General features: G+C 47.7%; 10 protein-coding genes and 1 tRNA gene. 3 read left to right on the top strand and 8 right to left on the bottom strand.

What is annotated here, in order from left to right; genetic code table 11:
• Window positions 1-26 precede the first annotated feature (26 nt).
• Complete coding sequence (locus SHEWANA3_RS10895; protein WP_041412631.1) at window positions 27-1,760, bottom strand: IlvD/Edd family dehydratase; 1,734 nt, start codon at window positions 1,758-1,760, stop codon at window positions 27-29.
• 176 nt (window positions 1,761-1,936) lie between these two features.
• Between SHEWANA3_RS10895 and SHEWANA3_RS10890 the strand changes: the two genes are divergently transcribed.
• On the top strand, window positions 1,937-2,884 hold the full coding sequence (locus tag SHEWANA3_RS10890; protein ID WP_011717045.1) for a glycoside hydrolase family 43 protein: 948 nt from the start codon (window positions 1,937-1,939) through the stop codon (window positions 2,882-2,884).
• A 109-nt stretch (window positions 2,885-2,993) separates the two neighbouring features.
• Here SHEWANA3_RS10890 and SHEWANA3_RS10885 read toward each other — a convergent pair whose 3' ends face one another.
• The 5 genes from SHEWANA3_RS10885 to SHEWANA3_RS10865 all read right to left on the bottom strand — a co-directional run bounded on the left by SHEWANA3_RS10885 (window position 2,994) and on the right by SHEWANA3_RS10865 (window position 8,542).
• Window positions 2,994-3,710 carry a FadR/GntR family transcriptional regulator gene (locus tag SHEWANA3_RS10885; protein WP_011622747.1) on the bottom strand — a complete coding sequence of 239 codons (717 nt, stop codon included), beginning with the start codon at window positions 3,708-3,710 and terminating at the stop codon, window positions 2,994-2,996.
• A gap of 235 nt (window positions 3,711-3,945) precedes the next feature.
• A complete protein-coding gene (locus SHEWANA3_RS10880; protein ID WP_011717044.1) occupies window positions 3,946-4,554 on the bottom strand; it encodes a beta-phosphoglucomutase family hydrolase in 609 nt (202 codons plus the stop codon).
• 76 nt (window positions 4,555-4,630) lie between these two features.
• Window positions 4,631-6,133 carry an L-arabinose isomerase gene (gene araA / locus SHEWANA3_RS10875; protein WP_011717043.1) on the bottom strand — a complete coding sequence of 501 codons (1,503 nt, stop codon included), beginning with the start codon at window positions 6,131-6,133 and terminating at the stop codon, window positions 4,631-4,633.
• A gap of 38 nt (window positions 6,134-6,171) precedes the next feature.
• Window positions 6,172-6,867, bottom strand: coding sequence for an L-ribulose-5-phosphate 4-epimerase (locus SHEWANA3_RS10870; protein WP_011626173.1), 696 nt, complete (start codon window positions 6,865-6,867; stop codon window positions 6,172-6,174).
• Between the two features lies 1 nt (window position 6,868).
• Window positions 6,869-8,542, bottom strand: coding sequence for a ribulokinase (locus SHEWANA3_RS10865; RefSeq protein WP_011717042.1), 1,674 nt, complete (start codon window positions 8,540-8,542; stop codon window positions 6,869-6,871).
• A 369-nt stretch (window positions 8,543-8,911) separates the two neighbouring features.
• On the opposite strand from SHEWANA3_RS10865, the gene SHEWANA3_RS10860 reads away from it, so the two are divergent.
• On the top strand, window positions 8,912-9,442 hold the full coding sequence (locus SHEWANA3_RS10860) for a hypothetical protein (RefSeq protein ID WP_011717041.1): 531 nt from the start codon (window positions 8,912-8,914) through the stop codon (window positions 9,440-9,442).
• A 403-nt stretch (window positions 9,443-9,845) separates the two neighbouring features.
• Here SHEWANA3_RS10860 and SHEWANA3_RS10855 read toward each other — a convergent pair.
• Both SHEWANA3_RS10855 and punC read right to left on the bottom strand, forming a co-directional pair.
• Window positions 9,846-9,936: transfer RNA gene (locus SHEWANA3_RS10855), tRNA-Ser, on the bottom strand.
• A gap of 80 nt (window positions 9,937-10,016) precedes the next feature.
• A complete protein-coding gene (punC, locus tag SHEWANA3_RS10850) occupies window positions 10,017-11,288 on the bottom strand; it encodes a purine nucleoside transporter PunC (RefSeq protein ID WP_011717040.1) in 1,272 nt (423 codons plus the stop codon).
• Window positions 11,289-11,403: 115 nt separating this feature from the next.
• Here punC and punR point away from each other — a divergent pair, with 115 nt between their 5' ends.
• Window positions 11,404-12,306 carry a DNA-binding transcriptional activator PunR gene (gene punR / locus SHEWANA3_RS10845; protein ID WP_041412630.1) on the top strand — a complete coding sequence of 301 codons (903 nt, stop codon included), beginning with the start codon at window positions 11,404-11,406 and terminating at the stop codon, window positions 12,304-12,306.
• The last annotated feature ends 107 nt before the right edge of the window (window positions 12,307-12,413 follow it).

Below are 12,413 nucleotides of genomic sequence, written 5' to 3'. Positions count from 1 at the left end.
TATTATAAAAGAAAACGAGTTCATATTTAATGGGAATGTGCTGGTATCTCTGCACCTCGACATCCCACGAGAAAATCAAAATCACAGCCCTCATCCGCCTGGAGAACATGCTCCTTAAAGAGCGAGAGATAGCCACCATTCACAGGAATGGATTTCACTGTCGCCAGTTTGGCAAGACGGGCTTGTAACTCTTGGTCACTGATCTCCAGCTGTAACGTTCCGGCATAGGTATCTAGCGCTATCATGTCACCATTTTGGACGGCGGCCAGTGGCCCAAGGGCTTGTGCTTCTGGGGCAACATGCAGCACAACTGTGCCAAAGGCGGTGCCACTCATGCGTGCATCGGAAATCCTCACCATGTCCTTAATTCCTTTTTTCAACAACTTCGGTGGCAGTCCCATATTGCCGACCTCTGCCATGCCCGGATATCCCTTTGGGCCACAGTTTTTAAGCACCATAATGCTGTTTTCATCGATATCCAATTCAGGATCGCCGATGCGAGCGTTGTAATCGTCGAAGCTTTCAAACACCACGGCTTTACCGCGGTGTTGCATCAGGTGTGCGCTGGCGGCTGAAGGCTTGATCACAGCGCCTCTAGGCGCGAGATTGCCGCGCAGTACGCGAATGCCGCCATTTTCAACCAAGGGATTTTCAAGTGACATGATCACCTCTTGGTTATAACACGGCGCCTCTTTGACATTGTCCCAGAGGCTAGCGGCATTGACTGTAAGCGTATTTTTGCTCAGTAAATCATGCTCAAACAGTTGCCTTAGTACTGCTGGCAGGCCACCTGCGTAGTAAAAGTCTTCCATTAAGTACTGACCCGAAGGTTTAAGATTCACTATGGTCGGTACTGTGTAACCATGGCGCCAGTCATCGAGTGACAGCTCAACCCCTATCCTGCCGGCGATCGCCTTTAAATGGATTACGGCGTTGGTTGACCCCCCAATGGCAGCATTCACTTTGATGGCATTGATAAAAGCATCACGGCTTAAAATTTTACTTAAGGTCAAATCCTCTTTGACCATGTCCACAATTCGCATTCCCGACATATGGGCCAGCACTTGGCGGCGAGAATCCACCGCAGGAATGGTTGCATTGTGTGGCAAACTCACCCCAAGGGTTTCCACCATACAAGCCATGGTCGATGCCGTCCCCATAGTGTTACAGGTGCCCGTTGAGCGTGACATATCCGCTTCGGCATTCATAAATGCGGCAAGGCTGATATTGCCCGCTTTATATTCTTGATGCAGTTCCCACACGAGTGTGCCCGAACCAACATCCTTACCCTTATGCTTACCATTGAGCATGGGACCACCAGTAACAACGATTGTCGGTAAATCACAACTGGCCGCGCCCATTAATAAAGCCGGAGTCGTTTTATCGCAGCCTACTAACAGCACAACACCGTCGATGGGGTTGCCACGAATGGCTTCTTCCGTGTCCATGGCCGCAAGGTTACGGGTCAGCATGGCACTTGGACGCAAGTTGGACTCACCATTCGAAAACACCGGAAACTCCACCGGAATGCCACCCGCTTCCCGAATGCCATTCTTTACTCTTTGCGCCAATTCCCGTAGATGACCATTACAGGGCGTCAATTCTGACCAAGTATTGCAAATACCAATCACAGGCTTATTTTGAAAGTGATGCTCGGGTATGCCTTGGTTTTTCATCCAACTGCGATACATAAAGCCATTTTTGTCATCACTACCAAACCAACTAGCCGAACGAAGTGTTTTCGGTTTTTTATTATTCATATGACACCTTCGTCTTCCAAGGCACATGCCCTACCCGCACGATTGAGTAACACTCAACATAAAACGAACGGATGAAGCTGATGCCCTGAGTTAACAATTTGTACTTTAATATTGCTAGCACGTAAAAGTATTGGTATTACTATAATACCAAAATATCAAAAAACAATAGAGGAAGTATGAAAAAGGCATTTTTGAGTGTGTGTTTGGCATTGAGTACGAGTGTCAGCACTGCAGCGATTGCTGCTAACCCTCTGTTTACGGATGTATTTACCGCCGATCCTGCCGCCATAGTGCACCAAGATACCGTCTATCTTTATACTGGCCATGACGTTGCAAAGGACAATCGCACCTTCTTCGAAATGCATGATTGGCTCGTTTTTAGCTCTAAGGATATGCACAATTGGACGGCCCATGGCAGCAAGTTATCGGTGAAGGATTTCAGCTGGGCTAAAGGAGATGCATGGGCTAGCCATGTGATCGAAAAAGAAGGTCAGTTCTACTGGTATGTGACGGCAAGACACAACAAAATCAATGGCTTTGCCATAGGTGTCGCTGTTGCTGATAGTCCACTTGGCCCCTTCAAGGATGCCCGCGGCACTGCCCTTATCACCAATGACATGACCACAGATACTGAGATTGATTGGGATGATATCGATCCTGCGGTCTTTATCGATGATGACAAGCAAGCTTATATTTTCTGGGGTAACACTAAGCCAAGATTTGCCAAGTTAAAACCCAATATGATTGAACTCGATGGCCAAATTCATGCCATTGATGTGCCTAACTTTACCGAAGCGCTCTGGGTACATAAAAAAGATAAAACCTATTATCTTTCATACGCTTCAGGCTTCCCTGAAAAAATTGCCTATGCCACCAGTGATAGCATTCTTGGCCCGTGGAAGTACCAAGGCATCTTAAATGAAGTGGCGGGTAACTCGCCGACAAACCATCAAGCGATTATTGAATTTAAAGGTAAATCCTACTTTATCTATCATACCGGCGCATCGCAGGATGGCGGCGGTGAGTTTAGACGTTCAGTTGCCATTGACCCGCTGCATTACAATGCCGACGGCACCCTACAGCGCGTTCATATGACCAGCGAAGGCATCAGCGAGCCGCAGTAACCCTATTTTCTGCTCGCAGTAAAACAAAAAAGGTGAACCTAAGTTCACCTTTTTTATTGATCGAGGGACGTTAAAGATAAGTAACTCGTTACTTATGCTAGATACTTTGTTATTTTCGCTCGATATTTTTATGCACAGTATCTTGAGACGTCGAGAGTAATTTATTCATTTCGGCTTTCGCGCCTTCACTGTCCCCTGCGGCAATCGCAGTATAAATGGCCTTATGCCCTGGGAGTGATTGGATAAAGTCATCCTGAATTGTGCTACTGAGTCTAAAGATTTCGAGCAGCGCAGATTGGATCGACACGCCGAGGGATACCATAAACTCGTTATTGGTCGCATCTAAAATCGCCATGTGGAAATCGATATCCGAGGTATAGACTTCATCCGTACCTAATTCGGCCGCTTCCATCTTTGCATAGGCTGCCGCAATCACCTCAAGCTGCTCAGGGGTGCGTTTTTTCGCCGCCAGTTCCGCCGCTGCGGGTTCAAACACTTCACGGATTTCATAGAGAGAAGTGTAAAACTCGGGCGAAGGCTTAGATTGGGAAAACCAGTTTAAGATCACCGGATCAAACATATTCCAGTGGCGACGCTCACGAATACGAGTGCCAAGTTTAGGGCGAGATTCAATAAGCCCCTTTGCCGTGAGTACCTTAAAGGCTTCCCTTAAGGAGGTGCGTGACACTTCCAGCTCTTCACAGATAGCATTTTCGTTAGGGATATATTCACCTGGCGCATAAAAGCCGCCCACAATGCGAGAACCTAATTCGCTTGCCACCCAGTTATGGATATTCTGCGGACGGTTATTTGCCTGATTTGCCATAGTGCCCTCTTTAACTCTCTATCTCTGTGCTCAATCCAATCAACTGGATAAGGTGCTTAACGCTGATAAACAAATGTTATGATACTACCTTTCCTGATAAAGGTAATAAAAATTTTGTTAACGCTAAGAATTTATGGGAATTTCCTTAAACTTACTGTCCCTACCTTACCCCAAACTTTTACATTGTAAAGCCTAATTTTGCGTTTTAGCCAGTGATTGGACAAGCTCGCAACGGCTACCGAGTGCCTAGGAAATAGTCATTTTCAATCTGTAATTCGGCATGCACATCGACCACAAACATCCCCGCAGCTTCGGCGGCTTGGATGCCCGCCTTTGCATCTTCAAATACGATACAGCGCTCGGGCGCTATGCCCATCAGTTCGGCGCAGCGTAAAAAGGTGTCTGGCGCGGGTTTAGGTGACGCGACCTGATCGGCACCCACCACATAATCGACTAATTCCAGTAATCCACACAGGGTTAAGATTTGAATGGCTTCCTCTGTGTAGGCACCTGTGCCGACCGCCATTGGGCGTTTGCCCTGATTCTGCTTGGCAAATTCGGCTAATGCCGTCGGTTTCACATATAAATGCATAGTGTCGCGCACTAGGGCTTCTTTATACTCGTTCATGGCCTCGCAACTGGCCGTAGGCGTGACGCCAAAATGGGCGATTAGGATCTCTAAGGTACCAATAGTCGGCACCCCTGCTAAGGAGCGCATCAGTGCAGGCTCTACCGGGATCCCAAAGTGATTCAAGGTTTGTCGCCATGCCTGCTCATGCAACTGACCGCTGTCGACTAAGGTGCCATCCATATCGAAGATAATGCCGTCAAATTCTGTATACATCTGTGTTAACCCTATGAAATGAATGGTGCCAGAAAAATGAAAGCCGCCCGAAGGCGGCTTTATTGCTGCGCGAGAATTATAAACCTCTTGCTAAACCGTAATAAACGGAATTTTGGCGAAGCTCATTCTTAAACTCGCGGATCTTAGTGTCGGCATCGATGATAACCAGTTCAGCACCGGCCATTTCAGCAAAGTCGACAATCTGATCCGTCGTGATAGCTTGGCTGTAAGCTGAGTGGTGAGCACCACCGGCGTGGATCCAAGCTGCGGCGGCAACCGCTAAATTCGGACGAGGCTCCCACAGCGCAGACGCGACAGGCAGATTTGGCAGATCCTGTGGTGGTGTCACTGTATCTAATTCATTAAGAATGATACGGAAACGGTTGCCTAAATCGATAGTCGATACGTTGATTGCTGGGCCCGCTTTACCAGTGAATAACAGACGTGGCACGTCACAACGCACACCAATGGTGTGGCGGTGAACTTCTAAACGCGGTTTTGCAGCAGCAATCGATGGGCACACTTCTAGCATGTGGGCGCCAAGAACTTGGTCAGTCGCGCCAAAGTTATAGGTGTAGTCTTCCATAAATGAAGTACCACCGGCACGGCCTTGGCCCATCACTTTCATGATGCGCACCATGGCAGCCGTTTTCCAGTCACCTTCGCCGCCGTAACCGAAACCGTTCGCCATCAGACGTTGAGTAGCCAGTCCGGGTAATCCTGTCATGCCAGTGAGGTTTTCGAAGCAGTTGGTAAAGGCACCAAATCCACCTTGGGTTAAGAATTGGGTTAAGCCGAGTTCAATCTTGGCTTCTTTTCTTAAACGGTCTAATTGGTATTCATCGCCAAATAGCTCGTTACCTACTTGGTATTCGCTGGCGTAACGGTCGAGTTGTGCGGTTACATCGCCTTCGGCAATGTCTGCAATCGCCTCATTGAGTTCACCTAAGCTGTAGGCGTGCACTTCATAACCGAATTGAATTTGTGCGGCAACTTTGTCACCTTCGGTTACGGCCACTTGACGCATGTTGTCGCCAAAGCGGGCGATACGCAGGTTTTGGCTCTCGTGCCAACCTGCCGCTGCGCGGCACCAATCATCGATTTGAGCCTGTACATCGCTCGATTGCCAGTGACCCACAACCACTTTGCGCTCTTTACGCATACGAGTGCCGATAAAACCAAATTCGCGGCAACCGTGAGCACTTTGGTGGGTGTTCATGTAGTTCATGTTGATTTCGCTCCAAGGGAGCTCAGCATTGAACTGCGTGTGTAAGTGCATGAATGGCTTGCTTAATTCATTAAGGCCAGCAATCCACATCTTGGCTGGAGAGAAAGTGTGCATCCACAGAATAACGCCAACACAGTTTTCATCGCTGTTGGCCGCTTGGCATACGGCGTGAATTTCCCGTGGGGATTTTACGGTTGGCTTATACACCACTTCGATGGAAATGGCGGATGATTCATTAAAGCCATGAACAATTTGCTCACTGTTTTTAGCGACTTGCTCTAATACTTTTGGGCCGTATAAATCCTGCGAACCCGTGATAAACCACACTTGTTTTTGTTTGAAGGCTTTCATATTACTCTCTCTAGTTTGAAATGAGACCCGACTGGCAATTACTTGCTTTGGCCGTAATAAGCGTCTTTTCCATGCTTACGCAAATAGTGCTTATCAATAAGCTCTTGTTTTAACTGACTGATACCTGGTGATAATGTTTTGGTGAGATACGCCATCCGAGCGATTTCTTCGAGCAACACGGCGTGATATACGGATTTAGCCGCATTCGCGCCCCAAGTGAACGGTGCATGACCTGCAACGATTACCATGGGCGACTCGTTAGGATCTCGGTCGGCGAAGCAATCGAGGATCTGCACGCCGGTTTCTTCTTCGTAGTCGCGGCTGATCTGATCGTTGCGCATCACCGCTGTGCATGGGATTTCACCGTACACATAATCGGCCTGTGTTGTACCTAAACAGGGAATCGCAATCTGTGCCTGCGCCCAGGCAGTGGCGTAGGTCGAGTGGGTATGGGTAATGCCACCAATACTCTGCCACTGGCGATACAAATAGGTGTGTGTCTTGGTATCGGATGAAGGACGCATGCGCCCTTCTACGATTTGATTCTCAAGGTCAACAATCACAATGTCTTCAACCTTCAAATCTTCATAGGGCACGCCGCTGGGCTTGATACCAATGACGCCGAGTTGGCGATCAATTTGTGAAACGTTGCCAAAGGTGTAAGTCACCAGTTTGCGCTTCTCAAGCTCCATGTTGGCTTCGTATACTTCGCGTTTTAGCTCTAAAAAAGACATCTTATTTCGCTCCATCAACATAGTGGCCAAGGGCTAAGTACCCTTGGTAAAGCGCTTGATATTTCTCAGCGTTTTCTGGATTTGGTTGATAGGTTTTCGCAACGTTCGAGGCCATGGCTGCCTGGGCACTTAGCACATCGGGATAAACCCCGGCTGCGGTTGCGGCATAAATGGCGGCGCCCAATGCGCAGCTTTGCTCGCTCTCGAGTACGTCGATGTTGCAATTCCACACATCGGCGCAGGTTTGCATAATGAAGTCGGATTTTTTTGAGATCCCACCGATGGTGACCACATGGTCAATGCAAACGCCTTCCTGTTTGAAGCGCTCGATAATGGCCCGTGCGCCATAGGCGCTGGCTTCCACTAGGGCTTTGAAGACTTGCGGAGCTTGGCTACCCATGGTTAAGCCTGTGATCGCCATGGCAACAGATTGGTCGGCATCGGGGGTGCGACGTCCGTTAATCCAATCCAGTGCGACAATGCCCGTCTCGCCAACGGGGATTTTCGCGGCCGCATTGCCTAACATTGTCAGAGTTTCAGATTCGAGTTGCTGAATGAGTTTGGCTTTGATGTTTTCATCAAATAAGACTGAAGTGTCAAGCTGTTGCATCGGCCATGCTGTGAGATCCCTAAACCAAGCGTAGAGATCGCCAAAGGCAGACTGACCCGCTTCTAGCCCTATCATGCCGGGCAATACTGAGCCATCGACTTGACCACAAATGCCTTTGATACAACGCTCACCTATATCTTCATAACTGGCGACCGTGATATCGCAGGTAGAGGTTCCCATTACCTTGGTTAAGACGCCGGGCTTAACATTGGCCCCCACCGCACCTGCGTGGCAGTCGAATGAGCCAAAAGACACGATAACCTCGGTCGATAGCCCTAAATGCTGTGCCCACTCAGGGGTTAGCTGGCCGCAAACCTTGTCAGATGTGCAGGTTTCTAGCGGTAACTTGTCTCTCAAGCCATCGAGTAAGGGGTCGATGCCAACGAAAAAGTCATTCGGCGGATAACCATTCCATGACTCGTGCCACATCACTTTGTGACCAGCGGCGCAACGCCCTGCTTTAAAGACCTTTGGATGTGAAGTGCCCGTCATTAATGCGGTGATCCAATCACAGTGCTCGACCCAGCTATAGGCCGCTTGTCTGACTTCTGCGTCATGGCGTAGTACAAATAGCGCTTTGGCCCAAAACCATTCTGAGGAGTAAATTCCCCCTTCATATTTCAGGTAATTTTCGCTTGAATCGTTTGCCGCAGCGGTAATTTGCTTGGCTTCGATGATGGCGCTGTGATCTTTCCAAAGCAAAAACATGGCATTGGGGTTATTCTCAAACTCTGGTTTTAAGGCTAAAGCAACACCAGATTCATCGACCGCAATCGGGGTTGAGCCTGTGGTATCAACACTCAAACCGCAGACTCTTTGCGCGGCACCACTCGGGGCTTTTGCCCATAGCCCTTGCACTACCTCGATAAGGCTTTCGATGTAATCGAGGGGATGTTGTCTAAATTGATTCTTCGCGGGTTCGCAAAAAAGCCCCTTCTTCCAACGTGGGTAGTACACCACATTCGTTGCTACTTCTGCGCCCGTTTGGGTATCCACCAATAACGCGCGAACTGAATCAGAGCCGTAATCAAGCCCTAACGCGTAAGCCCCTAAAACATTCGACATTTGCATCCCCGTACATTTTGTCTGCGTCCGATCCGGTTTACGCAGGTAGAGTGAATATTATTTAGTACTACAATATTACTACAGCTTAATAGTAATACAATATGATTTTAGTTATTGAGTGATAAAATTTTTAACATTAAGGCTGAGCATGTAACGATTCGGGGGATGAAGCGGAAGGAAGGTCGAAGCAGTGCTGAGCTTGACTCGAGCATGAAGAAGTCGAATAATGGCGCCAGGTTGCAGAGACGCCTATCCGCAGAAGATGACATCACTCTGACTCATATCTCGATGTTCGCATCACATGTATGACACGACAATTTATTAGGTTTGGCTTAGCGGAGATGCCAATAAAACTTAGGAGAATTGTTTGTGATACAACAAATTACCCCAGTACCACGCGCCTTAAACGAAGTCAAAATCCTCGCTAAAAAGCGCCTTAAAGCCTGCCAAGCTGGCGATGCAGTGGCGCTAGATAAACTTGCCTCCTTGATGAACAAGCAAGGTTTAACCCAGCTGGATATCCAACTCAAGCATTGCCAAGCCGTCTTGGCCCGAGAGCTCGGTTTTACTGATTTTAATCACTGCCAAAGAGTGTTATCGGGGCAAGCGTTAATTGGTGAAGACTTAGGTACCCTATTCCATAACAGGCGCTGCGATACCTTGCTTAATCATTGGTTTAGCGGTTTTGATGAGGCGCAGGCTTTTTTAAAGCAAGCACCGCAGATGGTGTTGTTGCCCTATAAAAAGCAGTTCTTTGTGGTCAACGGCAGCGACTATATTGACGCTCTGGGACTTGTATTGAACGATCCCGACTGCATTTATTGCACATGGTTGGGAAGTGAAGCGGTTGCTGCCTATGAAGCTTTTGCGCTAAGCCTTATCAGGCATAAGCTCACTTAGCCTAGCCTTACTTAACCTAAGCTGCTTTGCTATTTGAAAAACCAAGGCTAATGGGAAATTAAATCTAGTGCGAAATAAAAAGGCCGCTAAGTCTTTAGCGGCCTTTTTATTTGAATACGGTGAAGGATCTGCGCTTAGGATCAGTAGCCTTAAGGTCAAATTCCATAAACAAAAAACTATTATTGTTATGGATTTTCCGTGAGTTCTGGTGGATGAACGACGCTTAGGGTCAGGAACCCTAGGGTTCAACTTCCGTAACTCCAAAACAAAATGTCATGATTACTGATGGTTTATTTGTGGAATATTGCGGAGGAGCTGCGGTTAGCATGAGGAACCCTAGGTTCAACTTTCGAAATTCCAAAAACAAAAAAGCCATCATTGCTGATGGCTTTTCCGTAGAATATGGCGGAGGAGCAGGGATTTGAACCCTGGGTGGGCTATAAACCCACGCCGGTTTTCAAGACCGGTGCATTAAACCACTCTGCCACCCCTCCGAACGATGCGCATAATATAAGTTAGTTTACGGACTGTAAAGCACTAACTGATAATTCTGCGCTAACTGCTCGTATTACATTCAATCTGCTTGATTTTGCTTCGTATCTGCATTGATCCCAAGACGAGCAGGATCCGGCGCAGTAAAGTGTTTGGCAAAATCAGCCCAAGTTTGCTCGGTTTTTAACAGGTAACCTAAGATCACTACTAATGAACAGCTCAGAATCCCCCAACCTATGGCGACTTCTCCTGAACTTGCCCAGAGCGCGACTAAACTTGAAGCGCCAAAGGCGATGGTAATTTGCAAAAAGTTCTGTAATCCTGCCGCCTTAGCCGCATTTTGAGTGAATTGCTGCAAAGCACTGTTTACCACAATGGGATAAATCGCCCCGTTCGCCGCTGCGAGTATCGAGAAGGAAATCAGCAGTGGGAAAATAGTTTCCGCCTTCATTAATAAGGTGAAAAACACAATTGAGATAACGCAGAGTCCAAAAATGGCCAGTAATACGTTGAGTGTACGGTCGGCACCAATGCGTTTTATCAATAACTTACTCGCGTATCCGCCCACAATAAACATGATGGTTTGCGGAATAAAGCTCAGCCCAATCTCAGTTGCCTGATAGCCGTGTTGCTCCATCACAATCGGCCACACAGTAAGATATGCGAAAAACGCACCCGAACAGGCACCAAATATCACCACATTGCCAAGGTAACGAGTATTTTTCAAAATCTGCCCGTAGGAAACCGCGCTTGGCCTAGTATCCTGATGCTCTGCGTGGCTCGGCACAAAGTATAAGGTCATCAATACCAACAAAAAGGCAATCACACACAATGAGATAAAGATTGCACGCCATCCAAAATCGTTCAGAATATAAGCGCCAAGGATGGGGGCTAATGCGGGTGATAATGCCACTAACGGCATAATGTTACTGAAAATCCCCTGCGCTTTTTCGGCATCATACTGTTCGACCACAATTGCTTGCCAGATGACCCCTGCACTACAGGCGCCTACGGCTTGGAAGAAGCGAGCGATGTTCAGCATCAGTATCGAGTCGCTATTGGCGATGGCCACACTGGCAAGCGCAAAAATGCCGAGGCCGAGAATAAGAGCATAACGTTTGCCGAGTTTACTGACCAAAGGGCCATAAATCAGTTGCCCTAAGGCTAAACCAGCCAAGAAACAGGTGAGCGACATCGCCACTTGAGACGGTGTAGAATTAAACGAACTTTCAATTGCTTTGAAAGCAGGCAAATACATGTCAGTGGCAATAAAACCTAACATGCTTAATAAGGCCAAATAGAATAAAAATATAAAAAACTTCATATTTACAAAGATATTACTAGACGTTTTCATAAAATAATCATGTCAAAAGACTTAAGGCGTGCAGTCTAAATACTTGTTAATTTGATTGGAAACGTTTATTTTTGACAGATGCTATCAATTATTTTCATCACAATGGATGTCAGCTATGCTCTCGGAACAAGCGTTAGAACTCATTGATATCGTGGCCCGGGTGGGGAGTTTTACGGCGGCAGCCAATCGACTGCACAAGGTCCCTTCTGCGGTCAGTTATGCCGTTAAACAAATCGAAGAAGAACTTGGTGTAGTGTTATTTGAGCGCCACCACCGCAGCGTGACCTTGACCCCCGCGGGAGAGCATTTTGTTAAGCAAGCCAGAAACTTGCTGACTCAAATGGATGAGATGAAACGCGGCACCCAGCGTGTGGCCAACGGCTGGCAACCCACGCTGTCTATCGCCTTAGATAACATAGTGCGCGCCGACAGAATTAGCGTATTAATCGCCGACTTTTACCGTCATTTCCAAGATATCGAGCTCATCATCCGCATCGAGGTCTTTAACGGCGTGTGGGAGGCGCTTGCGACTGGTCGCAGTGATATCGCCATTGGCGCAACCACTGCTATCCCTGTGGGGGGCGTATACCAATATAAGGACATGGGCGATATTCAATGGGCATTTTTGGTGAGTAAAAACCATCCTTTAGCCAGTATTGATCGCCCCTTGACCGATGATGAACTGCGTCCCTTCCCCTCCATTTGTTTGGAAGATACCTCGCGGGAAATTCCTAAGCGCATGACCTGGTTATTGGAGAATCAACGCAGACTCGTGGTGCCGGATTGGATCCGCGCGATTAACTGCTTTAGAGAGGGATTAGGCATCGGCTATATGCCCGTTCATTTAGCCAGCGTATTTATCAAAGCGGGCGCCTTGGTTGAAAAGCAGCTTGAAAATCCTAAATTAACCAGCCCCTGCTGCCTAGCTTGGAACGCCGATAAGATGTCGCCCGCCCTCGCCTGGGTGCTCGACTACTTAGGAGATACCGATAAGTTACACCGAGAATGGCTGGCGTAATATTACTTCATTACCTCAGGATTAAGCTTGTTTTAAAGTCTTTGTGTTGCACTGGTGTAACGAAATACGGCTGAATCGTTTGGTAGCGCAGAAAAATCAGTCATTAC

It is taken from the genome of Shewanella sp. ANA-3, from assembly GCF_000203935.1.
Lineage (GTDB): Bacteria > Pseudomonadota > Gammaproteobacteria > Enterobacterales > Shewanellaceae > Shewanella.
Note: the sequence above shows the minus strand (reverse complement) of the source record. Positions and strands in the feature narration are given on the sequence as shown.

Coding starts and splice junctions, on each gene's coding strand:
- SHEWANA3_RS10895 (WP_041412631.1), bottom strand. CDS start 1,760: ATGAATAATAAAAAACCGAAAACACTTCGTTCGGCTAGTTGGTTTGGT.
- SHEWANA3_RS10890 (WP_011717045.1), top strand. CDS start 1,937: ATGAAAAAGGCATTTTTGAGTGTGTGTTTGGCATTGAGTACGAGTGTC.
- SHEWANA3_RS10885 (WP_011622747.1), bottom strand. CDS start 3,710: ATGGCAAATCAGGCAAATAACCGTCCGCAGAATATCCATAACTGGGTG.
- SHEWANA3_RS10880 (WP_011717044.1), bottom strand. CDS start 4,554: ATGTATACAGAATTTGACGGCATTATCTTCGATATGGATGGCACCTTA.
- araA (WP_011717043.1), bottom strand. CDS start 6,133: ATGAAAGCCTTCAAACAAAAACAAGTGTGGTTTATCACGGGTTCGCAG.
- SHEWANA3_RS10870 (WP_011626173.1), bottom strand. CDS start 6,867: ATGTCTTTTTTAGAGCTAAAACGCGAAGTATACGAAGCCAACATGGAG.
- SHEWANA3_RS10865 (WP_011717042.1), bottom strand. CDS start 8,542: ATGTCGAATGTTTTAGGGGCTTACGCGTTAGGGCTTGATTACGGCTCT.
- punC (WP_011717040.1), bottom strand. CDS start 11,288: ATGAAAACGTCTAGTAATATCTTTGTAAATATGAAGTTTTTTATATTT.
- punR (WP_041412630.1), top strand. CDS start 11,404: ATGCTCTCGGAACAAGCGTTAGAACTCATTGATATCGTGGCCCGGGTG.